18 protein-coding genes are annotated in these 18,993 nt (G+C 69.3%); 2 read left to right on the top strand and 16 right to left on the bottom strand.

Annotation, left to right across the window (positions count from 1 at the left end; translation table 11 throughout):
* Positions 1–30: 30 nt before the first annotated feature.
* The 6 genes from J3S89_RS12790 to J3S89_RS12765 form a co-directional block, all read right to left on the bottom strand.
* Positions 31–726 (bottom strand): ABC transporter ATP-binding protein, encoded by a 696-nt coding sequence (locus J3S89_RS12790; protein WP_217927936.1) that lies wholly within the window; start codon positions 724–726, stop codon positions 31–33.
* A complete protein-coding gene (locus J3S89_RS12785) occupies positions 698–1,507 on the bottom strand; it encodes an ABC transporter ATP-binding protein (protein WP_217927935.1) in 810 nt (269 codons plus the stop codon). Before J3S89_RS12785 ends, J3S89_RS12790 begins: the two co-directional genes overlap by 29 nt.
* Positions 1,500–2,384 (bottom strand): branched-chain amino acid ABC transporter permease, encoded by an 885-nt coding sequence (locus J3S89_RS12780; RefSeq protein WP_217927934.1) that lies wholly within the window; start codon positions 2,382–2,384, stop codon positions 1,500–1,502. Before J3S89_RS12780 ends, J3S89_RS12785 begins: the two co-directional genes overlap by 8 nt.
* Before the next feature lie 4 nt (positions 2,385–2,388).
* Positions 2,389–3,276, bottom strand: a complete 888-nt coding sequence (locus J3S89_RS12775; RefSeq protein ID WP_217927933.1) for a branched-chain amino acid ABC transporter permease — start codon at positions 3,274–3,276, stop codon at positions 2,389–2,391.
* Between the two features lies 1 nt (position 3,277).
* Positions 3,278–4,435: an ABC transporter substrate-binding protein gene (locus J3S89_RS12770; protein ID WP_217927932.1), complete on the bottom strand. Its 1,158-nt coding sequence runs from the start codon at positions 4,433–4,435 to the stop codon at positions 3,278–3,280.
* A gap of 356 nt (positions 4,436–4,791) precedes the next feature.
* Entirely contained in the window at positions 4,792–5,571 is a 780-nt protein-coding gene (locus J3S89_RS12765; protein ID WP_217927931.1) for an IclR family transcriptional regulator, read from the bottom strand.
* A gap of 355 nt (positions 5,572–5,926) precedes the next feature.
* On the opposite strand from J3S89_RS12765, the gene J3S89_RS12760 reads away from it, so the two are divergent.
* Positions 5,927–7,525, top strand: a complete 1,599-nt coding sequence (locus tag J3S89_RS12760; RefSeq protein ID WP_217927930.1) for an FAD-binding oxidoreductase — start codon at positions 5,927–5,929, stop codon at positions 7,523–7,525.
* 121 nt (positions 7,526–7,646) lie between these two features.
* Here the strand turns inward: J3S89_RS12760 and J3S89_RS12755 are convergent, their stop codons facing one another.
* From J3S89_RS12755 to J3S89_RS12710, 10 genes are all read right to left on the bottom strand, one after another.
* Complete coding sequence (locus J3S89_RS12755; RefSeq protein ID WP_217927929.1) at positions 7,647–8,663, bottom strand: phosphotransferase; 1,017 nt, start codon at positions 8,661–8,663, stop codon at positions 7,647–7,649.
* Positions 8,660–9,877, bottom strand: coding sequence for an acyl-CoA dehydrogenase family protein (locus tag J3S89_RS12750; RefSeq protein ID WP_217927928.1), 1,218 nt, complete (start codon positions 9,875–9,877; stop codon positions 8,660–8,662). Before J3S89_RS12750 ends, J3S89_RS12755 begins: the two co-directional genes overlap by 4 nt.
* 53 nt (positions 9,878–9,930) lie before the next feature.
* Positions 9,931–10,707, bottom strand: a complete 777-nt coding sequence (locus J3S89_RS12745) for an SDR family NAD(P)-dependent oxidoreductase (protein WP_230488956.1) — start codon at positions 10,705–10,707, stop codon at positions 9,931–9,933.
* Positions 10,708–10,741: 34 nt separating this feature from the next.
* Positions 10,742–12,334: a class I adenylate-forming enzyme family protein gene (locus J3S89_RS12740; protein ID WP_230488955.1), complete on the bottom strand. Its 1,593-nt coding sequence runs from the start codon at positions 12,332–12,334 to the stop codon at positions 10,742–10,744.
* 312 nt (positions 12,335–12,646) lie between these two features.
* Complete coding sequence (locus tag J3S89_RS12735; protein WP_217927926.1) at positions 12,647–13,294, bottom strand: aspartate/glutamate racemase family protein; 648 nt, start codon at positions 13,292–13,294, stop codon at positions 12,647–12,649.
* A complete protein-coding gene (locus tag J3S89_RS12730; protein WP_217927925.1) occupies positions 13,291–14,238 on the bottom strand; it encodes a polysaccharide deacetylase family protein in 948 nt (315 codons plus the stop codon). Before J3S89_RS12730 ends, J3S89_RS12735 begins: the two co-directional genes overlap by 4 nt.
* Positions 14,238–15,038, bottom strand: a complete 801-nt coding sequence (locus J3S89_RS12725; protein ID WP_230488954.1) for an ABC transporter permease — start codon at positions 15,036–15,038, stop codon at positions 14,238–14,240. Before J3S89_RS12725 ends, J3S89_RS12730 begins: the two co-directional genes overlap by 1 nt.
* On the bottom strand, positions 15,035–15,871 hold the full coding sequence (locus J3S89_RS12720) for an ABC transporter permease (protein WP_217927924.1): 837 nt from the start codon (positions 15,869–15,871) through the stop codon (positions 15,035–15,037). The genes J3S89_RS12725 and J3S89_RS12720 overlap by 4 nt, the downstream gene beginning before the upstream one ends.
* The gene (locus J3S89_RS12715; RefSeq protein WP_217927923.1) at positions 15,868–16,944 is read right to left on the bottom strand and encodes an ABC transporter ATP-binding protein; all 1,077 of its coding nucleotides are present in this window, start codon (positions 16,942–16,944) and stop codon (positions 15,868–15,870) included. Before J3S89_RS12715 ends, J3S89_RS12720 begins: the two co-directional genes overlap by 4 nt.
* Position 16,945: 1 nt before the next feature.
* On the bottom strand, positions 16,946–17,992 hold the full coding sequence (locus tag J3S89_RS12710; RefSeq protein ID WP_217927922.1) for an ABC transporter substrate-binding protein: 1,047 nt from the start codon (positions 17,990–17,992) through the stop codon (positions 16,946–16,948).
* Positions 17,993–18,266: 274 nt separating this feature from the next.
* Here J3S89_RS12710 and J3S89_RS12705 point away from each other — a divergent pair, with 274 nt between their 5' ends.
* Complete coding sequence (locus J3S89_RS12705) at positions 18,267–18,974, top strand: GntR family transcriptional regulator (protein WP_217927921.1); 708 nt, start codon at positions 18,267–18,269, stop codon at positions 18,972–18,974.
* Positions 18,975–18,993 lie beyond the last annotated feature (19 nt).

Here is an 18,993-nt window from a genome sequence, read left to right as displayed (position 1 = left end):
CCGGCGCGGCCGGTCGCCTCGTCGCGCACCTCACGAGAGATAGGCCTCGAGCACCTCGGGGTTCTGCTTCAGCTCGTCCGGCCGCCCCTCGACGACGATCTGGCCGCGCTTCATCACCCAACCGTAATCGCAGATCGAGAGCGCGATGGCGGCGTTCTGCTCGACCAACAGGATCGACTGACCCTGCTTGTGGAGGGCGACGATCGCCTCGAAGACGAGATCGACGATCGCCGGGGCGAGGCCCATCGAGGGTTCGTCGAGCACCAGCATCTGCGGCTTGGTCATCAGCGCGCGGCCGATCGCCAACATCTGCTGCTCGCCGCCGCTCATCAGGCCCGCCTTCTGGCGGCGCCGTTCGGCGAGGCGGGGGAAGAGCTGGTAGACGCGGTCGACGAGGTCGGGTTCGTCGGCGCGGCCGGAGAAGCGGCTGAGCTCGAGGTTCTCCTCGACCGTCAGCGGCGCCACCACCATGCGCCCCTCGGGCACGAAGGCGAGGCCGGCCCTGACCACCTTGTGCAGCGGCAGTTTCGAGATCTCGCGATCGTCGAGCCGGATCGAGCCCTGGACCGGCCGATGGAGGCCGGCGATGCTTCGCAGTGTCGTCGACTTGCCGGCGCCGTTCGCCCCGAGCAGGACGGAGAGCGAGCCCGCCTCGACCTTCAGATCGACGCCGCGCACCGCTCGAATGGCGCCGTAGTCAGCGGAGAGCCTGGATACGTTCAGCATCGGTCTTCCGTCCGAAATAAGCTTCTTGGACATCGGGGTCGGCGAGGCAGGTGGCCGGATCGCCGGTCGCCAGTAGACGGCCGAAGTTCACCACCGTGCAGTCGTCGCAGAACTCGGTGACGAGCCCCATGTTGTGCTCGACCATGAGAATGGTGAGCCCGGCGTCGCGCAGTTCATGGACGAGGCGGCCGATGGCGGTCGCCTCCTGGTGATTCATGCCGGCAGTCGGCTCGTCGAGAAGCAGGAGCTTCGGCCGGGAGCCGAGCGCGCGGGCGATCTCGATGCGGCGTTGTTCGCCGTAGGAGAGCGTCTCGGCGAGTTCGTCGGCGCGATGGTCCATGGACACGCGCGCGAGCAGCGAGAGCGCATGCTCGCGGGTCCTGACCCAGGCGGCGCGCGCCGAGGGAAGACCGAGGAAGGAGGCGAAGACCCCGACCTCGCGGGTGAGCCAACACCCGGTCATCACCTGCTCGAGCACCGTCATGCCCGAGAACAGGCGGACGTTCTGATAGGTGCGGGTGATGCCGAGGGTGGCGATCGCCTGCGGCTGCATCGCCTCGAGCGAGCGTCCCTCGAAGCGGATCGCGCCGGAGGTCGGGTGGAAGAGACCCGTGATCAGATTGATCAGGGTCGTCTTGCCGGCACCGTTCGGGCCGATGAGGCCGTGGACGCTGCCGCGCGTCACCCGGGTGGAGAGGCCGCCGACCGCGGTCACGCCGCCGAAGGTCTTCACCACCGTGTCGAGTTCGAGGAGCGGACGGGACAAGGCGGCGTCAGACATCGGTCCCCTCCTCCGCGCTCACGCGGCGCCGGGCGGCGCGGCGCAGGCCGACGGCTCTCGGATCGACGAGGCCGCGCGGCAGGAAGATCATGATGACCAGGAGCACCACGCCCTTGGCGACGTCCTCGATCGCCGGCAACACCGACTGCATGGTGACCGGCAGCGCCGTGAACACCGCCGCGCCGACGATCGGGCCGAACCAGTGGAACGAGCCGCCGAGCACGGTGGAGGCGATCATGGTGAAGGCCATGCCGATGAAATAGGTCTCCGGCGAGATGAACTGCAGCGTGAAGGCGAGCGCCGCGCCGCCGATGCCACCGACCGCTCCGCTGATGACGAAGGCGGTGAACTGGATCCCACGCGGCGGGATGCCCATGGTCGACGCGACGGCGGCGTCCTCGCGGACGGCGCGCGCGGCGAGCCCGTACCAGGAGCGATGAAGTCGCCAGAACACCGCCGCGACGAGGGCGAGGAGGATCACCAGATCCCCCATGGGCACCGACATCGGCACCACCAGGCCGTTGACGCCGCCGGTGAGGAGCGGCGTGTTGAGCACCGTGACGCGGGTGATCAACACCAGCGCCAAGCTGGCGAGCGCCATCCAGTGGCTGTCGAGCTTGAGGAAGGCGGCGGCCACGACGGAGCCGGCGACGGCGCCGCCGATCCCGGCGAGGGCGAAGGCCGGCCAAAGGCCGATGCCGAGATGGGCGACGCTCTGCGCCGCCAGGAAGCCGCCGACCGCCGCGAAGACCACGGTGGTGAAGCTCAGAACGCCGGTCGACAGCACCGCGTAGGTCGACAACGCGAAGAGCGCGTTGACCATGGCGAAGGCGATGGTCGAGCCGTAGGCCGCCCACAGATCGAGAAGGGTCTCCATGGCATCAGGCCCTGACGAAGCCGGCGCTTCCGAAGAGGCCGCGCGGACGGGCCACCAGGAAGATCAACAGCAGGGAATAGGTGAAGCCGTCGCGCAGGGCGGTCGACACGTATTGAGCGACGAAGACCTCAATGATGCCGAGCAGGATACCGGCGATCGCCGTGCCGCGCACGTCGTCGTAGCCACCGACCACGACCGCGGCGAACCCCTTGAGCATCAGCCCTTCACCGAGGGTGAAGGAGACGTTGGAGGTCGCCGCCCCGGCGAGGACACCGGCGAGGCCGGAGGTGGCGCCCGCGAGGAACGCCGTGAGCAGGATCACCATTCGGGCATTGACCCCGCCGAGGGCGGCGGCGACCTCGTTCCAGCCGACCGCGCGCATGGCGGTGCCGAGGCGGGTCTTCTGGATGAGGAGGTGGATCCCGATCGTGCAGACGATCAGCACCGCGATGATGATCAGCTGGAGTTGGCCGACCTTCATCGGCCCGATGTCGATCATCCCGCTCGGAAAGCTCGCCGCCGGGAAGGCGAGGCTCTGCTGCTCGGTGGCGAAGCCAGCGAGGCTGTCGAGAATGATCCAGAAGGCGATCGAGGTGATGAGCGCCCCGAGCATTCCGGCCTTTCGCGACCGCAGCGGTTGGAACGCGATCTGATCGACGGCGAGGGCGAGGAGGCCGCCGGCGGCGACCCCCACACCGACCGCGACGGGGAAGGGCAGCCCCGCCCGCTCCACCACGTAATATCCGACGATGGCGGCCCAACTGGCGTAGGTGCCGTGCGCGGCATTGAGAATGCCGAGCGTGGAGAACACCAGACCGAAACCGATGCCGAACAACGCGTAGAGCGAACCGAGCGCCCACCCGTTCAAGGCCTGCTCGAGGAACAGGATCATCTCACTTGGGCTCCCAGGCGACGACCTTGCCGTCCTTCGACCAATTGACCACCAACGCCTTCTGGACGTCGGCCTGACCGGCGACCATCGGCAGACCACCGTAGACGTTGTGCTCGATCGAACCGACCTTCGCCAAGGCGGTGGCGAGCGCCTCGCGGTTCGCCTTGCCGGAGAGCGACTTCAGACCCTGCGACATGTACCAGACCGAGGTGTAGCCCTGGGCGGCGTAGGTGTCGGGCAGTTCGCCGAACTTCTTCTGGAAAGCGTCGGCGAAGGCCTTGGCCTCGGGGCTCGACGAGACCCCGGCGGCGAAGGCGATCGGGAAGGGAACGCCGGCGAGCGGCTCGCCGATCTTCTTGAAGACGGCGTTGGGCGCGATGACGTCGGAGGCGGTGATCGCCCCGGCATAGCCACGGTTGCGCAGCGCCGCGATGATGCCGGCGGCCGGGGTCTGGGTGGTCCAGACCATGATCAGATCCGGGTTCATGCCCATCGCCTGGGTCGCAGGTGCCGTGAAGTCGGTGTCGGCGGAGAGGATCGACACGACGCCGGCGGTCTTGACGCCCGCGCCCTCCATCACCTTCTGGGCCGCCTTGAAGCGGTTCTGGAAGCCCTCGTTGTCGGCGTTGACGAAATAGGCGACCGACTTCGGTTTCATCTTGTCGACGATGAGCTGGGTCATCTTCACTTCCTGGGGACCGGGAAGGGCGACGACCGAGCTCACGTAGGGCGGCTGCGGCAGGCCGGGCAGCGTGGCGCCGTAGAACACCAGCGGGATCTTGGCGTTGGCGGCGACCGGGCGCATCGCGCCGGCGACCGGCGACAGGATGCAGCAGGTGACGGCGAGGACGTTGCGATCGGCGACGAACTGCGTCATCGCCTGGACCGCGCGCGCCGCGTCGGATCCGCTCTCCTTCTCCGACAGTTTCACCGTGACGCCGGAGCCGATCCACTTCGAGGCGTTGATCTCCTCGACCGCGACCTGGGCGCCGCGATGGTAGGACACGCCGGCGGCGGCGAGCGGGCCGGTCGTCTCGGTCACGAAGCCGAACACGTATTCACCGGCGGCGGGCTGAGCACCGGCCGTACCGGCGCCGAACATCACCGTCGCCGCGAGCAGACCTGCCCCCATGCCGGCGAGCTTGTTCCTGTCGATCATCGCCTAGATCCTCCCCGGACGTTTTTTTTGGACGTTCGACCGGCCCGGCCATCCGACACCATCGGGGCCGATCGTTTCGAAGCGTCGCGTCGGGGGAGAGGAGACCCGTCGTCGAGCCGACGGCTTCGGCCTGCGCCGTTCCGCCGGGCCGAGCGTCACGCCACGACCCCACTCGATCGGCCCAGGCCGACGAGGTCTCGGGTCGCGCCCTCCTCCGATACGACTGTTTTCGTCGTTTCGAAGACCTTAGGCGTAACCCGATCTGCCTGTCAATAGATAAAACTCGTGTTATTGGATGACACGACTTGAGCGCGACGACGGCGGTTCGCGTGTCACGACGCGATCCCCTCGCCGCCTCAACGGCCGCCGCGCAGACGGCGTTCGATCTTCTCCGCCGCCGCGAGCAGGCGATCGAGATGGACCGGGCGGCCGCGCCCGACCATCTGCGGGGTCAGGCCCGCCATCGAGATGCAGCAGACGATCTCGCCGTCGTGGCCGCGCACCGGCACGGCGAGCGCGGTCAGGCCGACGGCGACGTCGTCGATCGCGCATTCCCAGCCGCGTTCGCGGATCTTGGCCAATTGCTCGCGGAACTTCGCCGGGTCGGTGACGCTCTTCGGCGTCATCGCCACCAGCGGCCGTTGCAGCGCCACGTCGATCTCCGCCTCGGAGCGATAAGCGAGCAGCAGTTTGGGGGCGCCGCCGCAATTGTAGGGCAGCGTGCCGCCGACGGCCCACCAGTGGACCTCGATGCCCTTCATGTCGTGGATGCGCTCGAGGCAGACGACGTCGCCGTCGTCGTAGACCGACACGAAGGCGGTGATGTGCAGATCGGCGGCGAGCTCGGTCAGAACCGGCACCGCGACGGCGCGCAGATCGACGTCGTCGGCGACATTGGCGGCGAGGTCGCGGATCGCCCGGCCGAGGCGATAGTGCTGGGTCGCCTGATCCTGGGCGATGAAGCCGGCGTCCATCATGGTCAGGAGCAGGCGCCGCGTCGTCCCCTTGTCGAGGCCGGTGACGTTGGTCACCTCGGCGAGCGACTGAAGGCTCTTGTCGGCGAAGGAACCGAGGATGGCGAGCGCGCGGCTGACGGCTCTCACGTTGTGGGTCGAGGCGGATTTCGTCGTCGGCATCCTGAGCTTCCCGTCGAGTGTCGGACCGGCGACGGCCGAAGATCGGACCGTCGCCACCATCGTCATGCCCCCCGGCCGGCGTCGGCCGATCCGGGTCGCCGTCGCGCGAAACGGCTCGAAAGCGCCGAATTTCCTCGGCCCCACCGCGGCGCGGCGGAGGTCGCGACGACGGCGGAACCCTATCATGTCACAGAATGACACGCAAGTTACTTATTGACACAATCGGTGAGCGATGTTTCCTTCCCCGATACGCGAGCACGATCCTCGCGTCCGCCGGCCGCAGAATGCCGGCGATCCGTCTCGCCGCGGCTCGACGATGCGATCCGCGAGCGGCGCCACGACAGGAGGAACGACCATGACCACGCTTCGCACGGAAGCAACGCAGACGCGCGACGCGTTGGACGAGATCGATCTCCGTCTCGGTTCGGGGCGCGTGTCGAGGGACGACACGACACGCGATTACTACGCGAACGACATCTTCTGGCAACCGGGTATCCGCCCGCTCGGCGTCGTGATGCCGCAGACCCGCGAGGAGACCGCCGAGGCGGTCCGCATCGCCACCGCCGGAGGCCTCGCGGTGGTGCCGCGTGGCGGCGGCATGTCCTACACCAAGGGTTACCTGCCCGACCGCGCCGGCTCGGTCGTCGTCGACACGCGCCGGATGAACCGGGTGCTCGAGGTCGACGTCGACGGCATGTACGTGACCGTCGAGGCCGGCTGCACCTGGGCGCAGGTCGCCGAGGCGTTGGAGGGCACCGGGCTCCGGACCGGCTATTGGGGGCCGCTCTCCGGCGTCGCCGCCACGGTCGGCGGCGCCTTGTCGCAGAATTCCGCCTTCTTCGGATCGGCGCTCAACGGGACGGTCGCCGAATCGGTGCTCGGGATCACCGTGGTTCTCGCCGACGGGCGCCTCGTCACGACGGGCTCGGGAGGCCGGCGCGGCGCCAAGCCCTTCACCCGTTACGGCGGACCGGACTTCACCGGGCTCTTCATCGGCGACAACGGCGCCTTCGGCATCAAGGTCGCGGCGACGCTGCGCCTGTGGCCGCGTCCGAGCGAGGTCGGCTTCCTCTCCTTCGGCTTCCCGTCGATGGCGGCGATGGCGGCGACGCAGGTGGAGATGGCCCGCACGCGTCTCGTCGCCGAGGGGTTCGGCATCGACCGCAACAAGGCGAACCATTCGGCGAGCGTCAATCGCATCTCCGACGGGCTGAAGACTCTCGGCAACCTCGCCAAGGCCGGCAAGTCGGTCTTCCAGAGCGTCAAGGACGTGGCCGGGGCGGTCGCGGGCGGCACCGCCTTCCTCAAGGCGCACGCCTTCACCCTCCACATCGTCACCGAGGGGCGCACGGCGGAGGAGCTGAAGGCCTCGATCGAGATCCTGCGCGCGATCGGCAAACGTCACGGCGTCGAGATCGAGAACACCGTGCCGAAGGTGATGCGCGCGAAGCCGTTCTCGCCGGTGCGCGGCATGCTCGGGCTCGACGGCGAGCGCTGGGTGCCGATCCACGCCGTCTTCCCGCTCGGCGACGCCCAGAAGGTGGTCGCCGCCAACGAGGCCTATTTCGCCGAACGCCGCGCCTTCATGGAAGAGCACGGCATCCTCTATTCGGTGATGAGCATGACCGTCGGCACCGAGTTCTTCCTCGAACCCGCCTTCTATTGGCAGGACGAGATCACCCCGCTCCACCAGGCGAGCGTCGGCGCCGACGTGGTGAAGCCGTGGCTCGACCGGCCGGCCGCGCCGCGGACGCGCGCCGCCGTCGTCGAGTTGCGTCGGGGTTGCCAGGAGCTCTACGCCGGGCTCGGCGGCGTCAGTTGGCAGATCGCCCGCGACTACCCGTTCGAGAGCATCCTCACGCCGGAGACCTGGTCGCTCGCCGTCGACGTCAAGCGCGCGCTCGACCCCGAAGGCCTGATGAACCCCGGCTCGCTCGGCCTCGCCAAGGGCTGAGCGCAACGTGATCTCGCCGCGCCACGGGAGCCCCCCGCGACGCGGCGTGTCGTTTCGAGGACGGAGACAGGCCACGCATAAGCGCCCTCGCGAAGTCCCTGCCCTACCCGTCTGTGTGGCCTCAGCCGAGGAGTTCGCGACCGAGGGCGGCGGCGACTTCGACCATGGCGGCGGCGCCGGCCGCATCGGTGCTCGAGGCATTGCCCGAGAGATGGCGCTTCTTCACCCCCTGGCAGATCGCGGCGAAGCGGAAGGCGTGGAAGGCGATCCACAGGTTCCAGTCGGCCGGGGCCGGAAGACCGCTCGCCGCCGTGAAATCCGCTAGGAAGTCCGCCTCGCCCGGCAGACCGGCCGCGTCGCGATCGACCCCGCCGAGGCCCTTGATGTAGCCCTGCGGCGGCAGCCGCAACATGGTGCAGAAATAGGTGAGATCGACCAGCGGCGTGCCGAGGGTCGACAGTTCCCAGTCGAGGATCGCGAGGATGCGCGGCTCGCTCGGGTGGAAGATCAGATTGTCGATGCGGAAGTCGCCGTGGACGAGGGCGACGCCGTCGTCGTTCGGCGTCCAGCCGCCGAGGCGATCGATCAGCGCCTCCATGTCGGGGACCGTCTCGGTCTCGGAGGCGCGATATTGCTCGACCCAGCGCCGGATCTGCCGGCCGACGTAGCCGCCGGCACGGCCGTAATCGCCGAGGCCGACCGAGGCGGGATCGAGACGGGCGAGTTCGCCGAGGACGCGGGCGATCTCCAGGTGATAGGCCCGCCGCTCCGCCGGCGCGATCTCCGGCAGGGCGGGATCCCAGAAGATCCGCCCCTCGACGTGATCCATCACGAAGAAGGGCGTGCCGACGATCGCGGCGTCCTCGCAGAGAAGATGGGCGCACGGCACCGGCACGGCGGTCGGACCGAGCGCCTTCATCACGCGATATTCGCGCTCGACCGCATGCGCCGAGGGCAGCAACACGCCGGGCGGCTTGCGCCGGAGCACCCAGCGCCGGCCGCCCGCCTCGAGAAGGAAGGTCGGGTTCGACTGACCGCCGGCGAACTTGCGGGCGGTCACGGGGCCGCGAAACCCGTCGAGCTCGGCCGCGAGCCAGGGTTCCAACCGATCGAGATCGAGACGTGCGACGTCGTTCATGCGGACCGTCCGGCGTGGCGGCGCAGGGTCTGGCGACCGAGGCTCATGAGGTGGACGGCGTCGGGGCCGTCGGCGATGCGGATGGTACGGGCGTATTTCCATGCCTCGGCGAGGAACGTGTCCTGGCTGACGCCCATGGCGCCGTGGATCTGGATCGCCCGGTCGATCACCGTCTGGGCCATCGAGGGGGCGACGATCTTGATCATGGCGATCATGTCGCGCGCGGCCTTGTTGCCCTTGCGGTCCATCTCGTCGGCGGCGGCGAGGGTGAGGAGGCGGGCCTGGGTGATCTCGCAGACGCTGCGGGCGATCTCCTCGCGCACGCTGCCCTGCTCGGCGAGGGGGCGGCCGAAGGCGACGCGCTCGGCGGCGCGCCGGCAGGCGGTCTCGAGCGCGCGCTGGGCGCAGCCGACGAGGCGCATGCAGTGATGGATCCGCCCGGGCCCGAGCCGGCCTTGCGCGATCTCGAAGCCACGCCCGGGTCCGAGCAGCATGTTCGCCTTGGGCACGCGGACGTTCTCGAAGACGATCTCGGCGTGACCATGCGGGGCATCGTCGCCGCCGAAGACCTCCATGGCGCGGACGAGGCGCACGCCGGGAGTCGCGCGCGGCACCAGAACCATCGACTGTTGGCGATGGGTCTCGGCGGTGGGGTCGGTCTTGCCCATGACGATGAAGATCTCGCAGCGCGGATCCATGGCGCCGGAGGCCCACCATTTGCGCCCGTCGATCACCAGATCGTCGCCGTCCTCGCGGATCGAGCAGCGCACGTTGGTGGCGTCCGACGAGGCGACCTCGGGCTCGGTCATGCAGAAGGCGGAGCGGATGCGCCCCTCGAGGAGCGGCGTCAGCCACCTCTCCTTCTGCGCCGGCGTGCCGTAGCGGACCAGGACCTCCATGTTGCCGGTGTCCGGGGCGTTGCAGTTGAACACCTCCGCGCCGATCGGCGAGCGGCCCATGATCTCGCAGAGCGGAGCATATTCGAGATTGGTGAGGCCGGCGCCGAGATCGGATTCGGGCAGCCACAGGTTCCAAAGACCAGCCGCCCGCGCCTTTTCCTTCAGCTCCTCCATGATCGGCGGAATGGTCCAGCGGTCGGCGGCACTCGCCATGTGGCGGTGATAGACCGCCTCCGCGGGAAGGACGTGTTCGTCCATGAAGGCGGTCAGCCGGTCCGCGATCTCGCGGGTCTTTTCGGAAAGCGTGAAGTCCACGGGGATCGTCTCCTCGAATGGCGCCCGGCCTCGGCCGGGTCTCTCGTCTCGCGTCAGAAGCCCTTCAGGAGCGCCCCGCCGTCGACCGACAGCACCGTGCCGGTGACGAAGCTGCCGGCGTCGGAGGCGAGCAGGAGCACCGGACCGTCGAGCTCGCGGAGCTGCCCGAGGCGGCCGGGCTGGAGCCGCTCGACATAGGCCGCGCCCTTTTCGCTCGCGAAGAAGTCGGCGTTGATCTCGGTCTCGAAATAACCGGGCGCGATCGCGTTGACGCGCACGCCCCGGCGCCACAGTTCCAACGCCATGACGCGGGTCAGATGCAGCACCCCGGCCTTGGCGGTGGCGTAGTTCGCCTGGTTCTTCTGCACGGCGAGGCCGAGCGCCGAGGCGATGTTGACGATCGAGCCGCGCCCCTTCGCCGCCATGCGCCGGCCGGCCTCCTGCGCCACGCGCCAGACGCCGGTCAGATCGGTGTCGAGCACCTTCGCCCAGGCCTCCTCGCTCATCTCGAGGAAGGGCGCGGTGTCGGCGACGCCGGCGTTGTTGATCAGCACGTCGATCGATCCGAGTTCGGCCTCGGCGAGCGTCATGCCGGCGGCGACGCTCGCCCGGTCGGTGACGTCCATCTCGACGACGAGGATGCGCCGGCCGGTCTTCGCGATCTCCACCGCCGTCTCCTCCAGGCGATCGCGCCGACGGGCGGCGATCGCGACGTCGGCGCCGGCCTCGGCGAGCGTGCGCGCCAGATGGCGGCCGATGCCGCTCGAGGCGCCGGTCACGAAAGCGGTGCGGCCCTCGAGCCGGAACGGGGTCATTTCGACCGACGACATCGATACCTCCGAAATTGGGGTGGGAACGGCGGCCTCAAGAACCGATCATCTCGCGCAGGGCGCGCTTGAGGATCTTGCCGTTGGGATTGCGCGGCAGCCCGTCCTCGAGAAAGGTGACGAAGTCCGGCACCTTGTAGTCGGCGAGGATCCGGCGGCAGTGGTCGCGGATCTCCGCCTCGTCGAGATCGGCGGTCTTGGCGGTGACGAAGACGTGGAGCTTCTCGCCCAGCACCGGATCGGGATGGGAGACCGCCGCCGCCTCGACCACGCCGGGGTGGTGGGAGAGCGCGTTCTCGACCTCGACGGAGTAGATCTTGAAGCCGCCGCGATTGATCACGTCGTTCTTGCGATCGAAGAGGCGCAACATGCCGTCGTGACCGAGGCTGCCGACGTCGCCGGAGCGCCAATAGCCGTCGACGAAGGAGGTCTCGGTCGCCTCCGGCCGCTCCCAATAGCCACGGATGGTCATCGGGCCCCGGATCCAGACCTCGCCGGTCTCGCCGGGGGCGACCTCCTTGCCGGCATCGTCGACGATCCGGAGATCGCCGAGCGGAACCGGCGCGCCGACCGAGTCGATGCAGGCCCGGCTCATGCCCTGCGGCACCAGCGAGATGATGGTGGCGCACTCGGTCGAGCCGTAGGCGTTGAGGAGATGGAGCGCCGGCAGACGCTCGGCCATCGCCTCGATGCTGGCGACCGGCATCGGCGCGCCGCCGAAGCCGCCGATGCGCCAGGCCGAGAGATCTAGGCCGGAGAGATCGCCGCGCAGCAGAATGAGATTGTACATCGCCGGGACCAGCACGGTGGTCGTCATCTTCTCCCGCGCGGCGAGCGTCAGGAAGGCGGCGACGTCGAAGGCGCGCATCATGATCACGCAGCCGGCGACCCGGATCATCGAGGTGAGGATGGCGACGAGCCCGGTCACGTGCGAGGCCGGCACGGCGAGGATCGACCGTTCGCCCTCCTCGAACTCCCAGCATTCCTGAAAATGGATCGAGGAGTGGACGATGTTCACATGGGAGAGGATCGCGCCCTTCGGCCGTCCGGTGGTGCCGGAGGTGTAGAGGATGACGGCGCCGTCCTCCTCGGACACGTCGACGGGCGCGGCCGACGTCTCGGCGATCATCGCCTCGAAGTCGTCGCCGTCGGCGACCGCGCCGCCGACGGCGATGCGCAGGCGCAGGTCCGGCTCCGCCTCGGGCGCGGGCAGCCGGTCGGCGAGATCGGCCTCGAAGAGGATCGCCGTCGCCCGGCAATCGTCGAGCACGAAGGCGAGGCCGACCGCGGACTCGCGGATCCCGACCGGAACCGCGATCGCGCCGATACGCACGATCGCCAGAAATGCCGTGATGAAATCGGCGCGATTGGCGAGAAACAGCACCACCCGGTCACCACGCGACACGCCGCGCGCCGCGAGGCCGGCGGCGAGGCGGCCGACGCGTTCCTCCATGTCGCGATAGGTGAGACGCGTCGGGCCGTCGACGACGATCTCGTTCGTCGGCGCGCGTGCGACGGCGGCGCGGAACATGGCGTCGATCGACGTCGGGCGATCGACGTAGCACGGCACCAGACGCGAACCGAACAGCAGCTCACGCCGCTTGGCGAAGCGGTCCTTCCACGCAGACACTCGCGTTCCTCCCGATCCGGCCGCGTTCACCCGGCTCTCGATCAAGCGTTTCATTACATGAACCACTGTTCACATATTGACACGATCGAGACCATCGCGCAAGGCGCGACGGAGCGCACGGACGATCCGCCCGCGAGCGGACCGATCGCTCGTGGGGGTGTCCATGACGAGTGAGAAAGGTCGTTCGACGTGGGAGAGGTCGCGCGCGCCGGAGGCGGCGGACGCCGGCTCGTCACCGGGGTCCGGAAGGAGGTACGCGATCGAGACGTCGATCGCGGCGACCGAGCGCGCCCTCGACCTCCGACCTCGGCTTCAGATGCCGGTCGCGGCGATCGCCCGGGCGACGGCCGCCGGCACCGGCTCGACGATCTCGACGCCGGCGAAGGCGAGGCCTCGGGCGGCCTCGGCGAGCGGGCCGCCGCCGATCACCAGGGCCGCGACGTCGCGTTCGGCGATCGCCCGGCGCGACGCCGCCTCGAGCGCGCGCGGCAGCAGCATCGGGTCGCCGGTGACGGTGGCGGCGTCGCCTTCGGTCAGCACCACCCCGGCGAATTCCTTCGCGAGGCCGAGGCGCTCGGCCATGGCCGTGATCGAGCCGACGAGCGCGGGGGTCGTCGTCACCACGGCGAAACGGCGCCCGCCGGCCGCGCCCGCGCGCATTCCCGCCTCGCCGATCCCGATCACCGGCACGGCGAGCCGTTCGGTGAGGGCCGCGCGTCCGGGATCCCCGAATGCGGCGACGATCACCGCGTCCGGCATGCGCGCCCGGATCGCCACCTCCGCCTCCGCGACCGCCTCGGCGGCGCGCGCCAAGGCCTCGGGGTCGGTGATCAGGGCGGCGCCGCGCGTCACCGTCAGGCCCTCGACGTCGACGCCCGCCGGGGCGGCGCGGGCGGCGATCCGGCGCATCGTCTCGGTCGTGGCGGGATTGGTGTTGGGATTGACGAGAAGGAGCCTCATTCGGCGGCCGCCCTGCCGAGCGCCCGGGCGACGAGGTCGTGGCGGCCGATCGCCTCCAGCCAATGGCGGGCGATGGCGTCGCGCCGGGCGAACCAGACGCCACCGCGCGTGGTGGCATGATCGAGGAAGCGTTCGAGCCCGGCGATACGGCCGGGGCGGCCGATGATCCTCAGATGCAGGCCGATCGACAGCATGCGCGGGGCGTCGGCGCCTTCCTCCCACAGGCGATCGAAGGCATCGATGCAGTAGCGGGCGAAGTCGTCGCCGAAGACGAAGCCGCCGGAGCGCTGGAAGCGCATGTCGTTGGTGTCGAAGGCGTAGGGGAGCACGAGGTGATCGGCGCCGCCGACTTCCACAAGATAGGGAAGATCGTCGTTGTAGGCATTGGAATCATAGAGGAACCCGCCTCTCTCGAGCAACAGGCGGCGGGTCGCCGGCGAGGTTGCGGAGCGGGTGTGCCAGCCGCGTGGGGGGGTGCCGGCAGCGGCCGTGATCGCCTCGACGGTGCGCGCGATCGCCAGCCGTTCCTCCGCCTCGCCCATGTGGGCGTGGCGTTCCCAGCGCCAGCCGTGGGCGGCGACCTCGTGGCCGTCGGCGACCGCCTCCTCGGCGATCCAGGGCGAGAGCGCGAGCGCGCGGCCGTTGGCGTTGAGCGTCGCCGGGGTGCCGAACCGGGCGAGCATCGCGCGGATGCGCGGCCAGCCGGCGCGGGTGCCGTATTCGAAATGCGATTCCATGCAGAGATCGCGGGCGCCCTCGATCTGCTCGACGACCTCGTAGGTCGCCTCGTTCGCCTCGTCGCCCTGGCCGATCGAGAGCTCGGCGCCCTCCTCGACGTTGACGACGACCGAGACGGCGAGCCGGGCGCCGCCCGGCCAGGAGACCTTCGGCGGACGGCCGCCGTAACCACGGAAATCGCGATCGGTGGTGAGAGTCTCGGTCATCACAGATCCGCCATCCGCCGGAGACCGACCATCCGATCGCCGATCACCAGGACGGCGGCGGCGAGCAGGATGAGGAGCGTGGAGACCGCGGCGATGGTCGGATCCGGGCTCTCCTCGACCATCTGCAGCATCTGGATCGGCAGGGTCTTGGTCCAGGCGTCGGTGAAGAAGATCGAGATCGGATAATTGTCCATCGAGGCGAGGAAGGCGAACATGCCGGAGGTCACGAAGGCGGGCGCGAGCGAGGGCACCAGCACCTTGGCGACCGCGCGCGGATAGGAGAGGCCGAGCGTCCGCGCCGCGTCGATCAGCGTGAAGTCGAAGAGCGCCAGCGAGGCGTAGACCGTGCGCACCACGTAGGGAAGCGTGATCACCACATGGGCGACGAGCAGGCTCGTCCAGACGTTGGTGAGGCCGGCGGCGCGATAGGCCTCGAGCATGGCGATGCCGACGACGAGGCCGGGCAGCATCAGCGGCGAGACCAGGAAGGTGACGATGCTCTCACGCGCCCGGAACTCGCCGCGCAGGAGGCCGATCGCCGCCAGCGTACCGAGGACCAGGGCGATCAGCGTCGAGAGGAAGGCGATCTGCACCGAGGTTCCCACCACGCTCCAGAGTTCGCGCGAGCGGCCGAGCGCCTCGTACCAGCGCAGCGACCAGCTCGGCGCCGGCAGGGTGAAGACCGCGCTCGAGCCGAAGGAGACGGCGACCGCGACGAAGAGCGGCGTCATCAGGAAGAGGACGGTCGCGCCGGCGGTGCACCAGACGAGGATGCGGGCGATGCGTTCGGTCGTGGTCACGAGGCACCTCCGAAGCGGCGCGACAGCTTGGCGCTGCCGACCACGACCGCGACGGCGAGGACGAGCAGGACGACCGCCGTGGTCGAGCCGAGTTGCGGGTTGCGCATGAAGAGGAAGGAGCGGCCGGTCAGCGTCGCCAGCGTCTGGAAGCGATCGCCGATGAGGAGGCTCGGCACCACGTACATCGACACCGCCATGGAGAAGACGAAGGCGACGCCGGTGACGATGCCGGGCAGCGACAGCGGCAGCGCGACGAGGAAGAAGCGGAAGAACGGTCCCGCCCCGAGCGTCGCCGCCGCCTCGTCGAGACGCGGGTCGACCAGCTTCAGCACCGAATAGATCGGCAGGATCATGAAGGGCACGAAGACGTTGACGGCGCCGACGACGAGGCCGGTCTCGGTGAAGAGCAGGCGTTGCGGCTCGTCCCAGACGTGCAGCCAGACGAGCGCCTGGGACACCACGCCGTCGCGCCGCAGCACGATCTGCCAGGCGAAGGCCTTGACCACCACGCCGACCGACAAGGGCAGAATGATCGCCACCAGGATCGCCGCCTGGGCGGCGCCCTTGGCCCGCGCCAGCGCGATCGCCGTCGGCCAGCCGATCACCAGCGAGACGAGGGTCACGGCGAGCGCGATGCGCAGCGTGTTGGCGATCACCATCCAGTCGAAGGGATCGGCGAAGAAGCGCACGAAGGAGGCGATCGACGGGGTGCCGTCGACCACGAAGGAATGGCCGAGGAGCAGCAGCAGCGGCAGGCCGTAGACGAGCCCGAGATAGCCCACCGCAGGGGCGACCAGCAGGCTCACCGGATCGAGGCGACGGAACCCGGTCATGACGCCTCCCCCTCGGCCGGAAAGACCAGCGTGTCCTCGAGCGCCCAGGAGAGGGTGAGGCGCGTCCCCTGCCCTGCCCCGTCGGGCAGGCTCGGCGCCTCCACCAGCACCCGGTCGCCCTCGGCGGCGGCACCGTGGAGAAGGACGCGGGCGCCCTGGAAGGCGACGTCGGTGAGCGTCGCGGCGACGGTGCAGGGGCCGGCCGCGTCGAGGCGGATGCGTTCGGGGCGGACGCCGACCACGGCGGCGCTGCCGGGATAGAGGTTGGCGCGGGCCGGAATGCGGCCGAGCGCCGTCTCGACCACGACCTCGCCGCCCGAGGCCGAGACGACGCGCCCGGCGAGGCGGGTCGAGAGGCCGACGAAGTCGAGGGCGAAGGCGGTCGCCGGACGGTGATAGATCTCGGACGGGGTGCCGAGCTGTTCGATGCGGCCGGCATGCATCACGGCGATCCGATCGGACATGGTCAGCGCCTCGTCCTGATCGTGGGTGACGAAGATCGCGGTGGTGCCGACCTCGCGCAGGATGCGTTTGAGGTCGATCTGCATCGCCTCGCGGAGCTTGCGATCGAGCGCCGAGAAGGGCTCGTCGAGCAACATCAGCTTCGGTTCGATGGCGAGCGCGCGGGCGACGGCGACGCGCTGTTGCTGGCCGCCGGAGAGCGCCTTGACCGGACGATCGGCGAAGGCGCCCATGCGCACGAGATCGAGATGGCGCTCGACCGAGGGCCCGATCTCGGCCGTCTTGCGGCCGCGCGCCTTGAGGCCGAAGCCGACGTTGCCGGCGACGTCGAGGTGGGGGAAGAGGGCGTAGTTCTGGAAGACCACGCCGACGTCGCGGCGGTGTGGCGGACGCCGGGTGATGTCGTCCCCATCGAGGACGACACGCCCGCCGTCCGGCGCGATCAACCCGGCGACGATGCGCAGCAGGGTCGTCTTGCCGCAGCCGGAGGGGCCGAGCAGCGAGACGAACTCGCCGCGCGCGACGGCGAGATCGACGCCGTCGAGCACGGTGGCGGCGCCGAAGGTCTTCGCCGCCGCGGCGACATCGAGAAAGCCGGGTGTCGTCGTCATGTCAGAGCGCCATCTCCCGATCCCAACGGGAGATCCAGTCGTTGCGCTTGGCCGCGACGTTCGCCCAGTCGATCTGGTGGATCTCGAGGTCCGCCGACAGGCCCGCCGGACGCGGCACGGCCGTGTTGGTGGCGAGCGAATGGGTCGGGCCGGCGAGTTGGGCCTGAAGTTCGGCGCCGAGCAGCTCGTTCACATAGGCGAAGGCGAGGTCGGACTGGGGGCCACCCTTGATCACCGCGATGCCCGAGGGCATGGCGAAGACGCCCTCGGCCGGGGCGACGAGGTCGATCGGCGCGCCGGCCGCCTTGCGCTCCAGCGCATAGGACGACATCGCCGGGCCGATCATCGAGGCTTCGCCCTGCTCGAGCAGATTGTAGGCCTGGGGCTGCTGCGTGTAGATCGTCAGCAGGTTGGGCTTCAGCGAGGCGAGCTTCTTGAAGCCGGCGTCGACGTCCGCCTGAGCCGCGTCGATGCCGAGCCCGGAGAGGAGACCCGCGACGAAGAGCAGCGGCAACCCTTCCGTGTTCTGCAGCGACGGGATGACGATGCGGCCCTTGTATTTCGGGTCGAACATCTCGGCCCAGGACTTGGGCGGGGTCGGCATGGTCTTGGTGTTGTGGGCGATGCCGAGCCAGGGCTGGAGATAATTCGCCCACATGCCGTCCATGTGGATCGCCGCCGGCGTGATCTCGGCGAGATTCGGCACCTTTGCCGGGGTGAGCGGCTCGAGCAGGCCTTCCTTGACCGCCAGGATCATCACCGGATCGTCCATCTGGACGACCGACATGTACTGGCTGCCCTTGTTCTTCTGCATCTTCTCGAGGTTCACCAACGAGCGGGTGCCCTCGAAGATCACCTTGGCGCCGTACTTCTTCTCGAAGGCGGGGACGACGATGCTCTCGACCCACGGCTTGTGACCGGCGGCGCCGCCGACGACCAGTTCCTTGGTCTGCGCCCTGAGAATCGCGGGGGCGGAGAGAAGAGCCGTACCGGCGACCGCGCCGCGGAGCAGGGTCCGGCGGGAGGGGCGGATGGAGTTCACGTCCATTGATCGAGCCTCATTTTGGCGACGCCTCTCTGGGCGACCGGTCATGCTTCGCAAGGCGCATGCCATCCGATCACCGGACGGTCGCGCGTTCGAATTCCCCGTGAAATCAATGACGTATTTCCGGACCTCCGATCTACGGCATCCATGCGGACGGCGCTCTTTCGGCGCAAATTGTGCACAATTGCCGTATCATTGTGCAATCTATTTCGTCGGGAACGGATGGACAGCGCGGCCGCTTCGGATGCATTTTCACGGGACTTCAGAGGGACCACCGATGCCGCCGATGGACGAAGCCGCGATCCACGCGATCCTCTCGCGGGTCATTCTCTCCAGACGCCTGCCGGGCCGGACCAAGCTCGGCGAAGTGCGGCTCGCCGAACTCTTCGGGGTCAGCCGCGAGCGCATCCGCAAGGTGCTGCACCGGCTCGGCCACGAACGGCTGATCGACGTGGTCAAGAACCGGGGCGCGTTCACGGTGGCGCCGGATCTCTCCGAGATCCACGTCGTCTTCGAGGCGCGGCGGATCCTCGAGGGGGGCATCGCCGCCCATCTCGCCGAGCGTCTGACCGACGCCGGGATGCTGCGGCTGCGCGAGCATGTCGAGCGCGAGGCGGAGGCGTTGCGGTCCGGCGACCGCGCCACCTGGCTGAAGCTCTCGGCCGAATTCCACGTTCTCCTCGCCGAGCTGACCGAGAACCCGATCATCGTGCAACAGGCGCGCGAGCTGGTCGGCCGCACGACGATGCTGGCGACTTTCTTCGAGAGTTCGTCGGGGTCGCAATGCGGCTGCGACGAGCATCGCGCCGTGTTCCGGGCGCTCGCCGCCGGGGAACGCGGGCGGGCGGTGCGCGCCATGTCGAGCCACCTCGCCCAGGTCGAGACGCGGCTGAAGCCCTTCGCCTGCACCGACGCCGGGCCGGACCTCGACAGCCTGATCGGGGAATATGCCGCCGAGCTGGGCGGCGAGGTCTCCGTCGGCTGAGAGGGCGGCGCGCGGCGGT

Origin of the sequence: Pinisolibacter aquiterrae (genome assembly GCF_019160155.1) — a bacterium.
Lineage (GTDB): Bacteria > Pseudomonadota > Alphaproteobacteria > Rhizobiales > Ancalomicrobiaceae > Pinisolibacter > Pinisolibacter aquiterrae.
The sequence above is the reverse complement of the archived record's forward strand: the minus strand, read 5'-3'. Positions and strand labels throughout refer to the sequence as shown.

Coding starts and splice junctions, on each gene's coding strand:
- J3S89_RS12765 (WP_217927931.1), bottom strand. CDS start 5,571: ATGCCGACGACGAAATCCGCCTCGACCCACAACGTGAGAGCCGTCAGC.
- J3S89_RS12770 (WP_217927932.1), bottom strand. CDS start 4,435: ATGATCGACAGGAACAAGCTCGCCGGCATGGGGGCAGGTCTGCTCGCG.
- J3S89_RS12715 (WP_217927923.1), bottom strand. CDS start 16,944: ATGACGACGACACCCGGCTTTCTCGATGTCGCCGCGGCGGCGAAGACC.
- J3S89_RS12780 (WP_217927934.1), bottom strand. CDS start 2,384: ATGGAGACCCTTCTCGATCTGTGGGCGGCCTACGGCTCGACCATCGCC.
- J3S89_RS12730 (WP_217927925.1), bottom strand. CDS start 14,238: ATGACCGAGACTCTCACCACCGATCGCGATTTCCGTGGTTACGGCGGC.
- J3S89_RS12785 (WP_217927935.1), bottom strand. CDS start 1,507: ATGTCTGACGCCGCCTTGTCCCGTCCGCTCCTCGAACTCGACACGGTG.
- J3S89_RS12755 (WP_217927929.1), bottom strand. CDS start 8,663: ATGAACGACGTCGCACGTCTCGATCTCGATCGGTTGGAACCCTGGCTC.
- J3S89_RS12775 (WP_217927933.1), bottom strand. CDS start 3,276: ATGATCCTGTTCCTCGAGCAGGCCTTGAACGGGTGGGCGCTCGGTTCG.
- J3S89_RS12745 (WP_230488956.1), bottom strand. CDS start 10,707: ATGTCGTCGGTCGAAATGACCCCGTTCCGGCTCGAGGGCCGCACCGCT.
- J3S89_RS12790 (WP_217927936.1), bottom strand. CDS start 726: ATGCTGAACGTATCCAGGCTCTCCGCTGACTACGGCGCCATTCGAGCG.
- J3S89_RS12760 (WP_217927930.1), top strand. CDS start 5,927: ATGACCACGCTTCGCACGGAAGCAACGCAGACGCGCGACGCGTTGGAC.
- J3S89_RS12720 (WP_217927924.1), bottom strand. CDS start 15,871: ATGACCGGGTTCCGTCGCCTCGATCCGGTGAGCCTGCTGGTCGCCCCT.
- J3S89_RS12705 (WP_217927921.1), top strand. CDS start 18,267: ATGCCGCCGATGGACGAAGCCGCGATCCACGCGATCCTCTCGCGGGTC.
- J3S89_RS12710 (WP_217927922.1), bottom strand. CDS start 17,992: ATGGACGTGAACTCCATCCGCCCCTCCCGCCGGACCCTGCTCCGCGGC.
- J3S89_RS12735 (WP_217927926.1), bottom strand. CDS start 13,294: ATGAGGCTCCTTCTCGTCAATCCCAACACCAATCCCGCCACGACCGAG.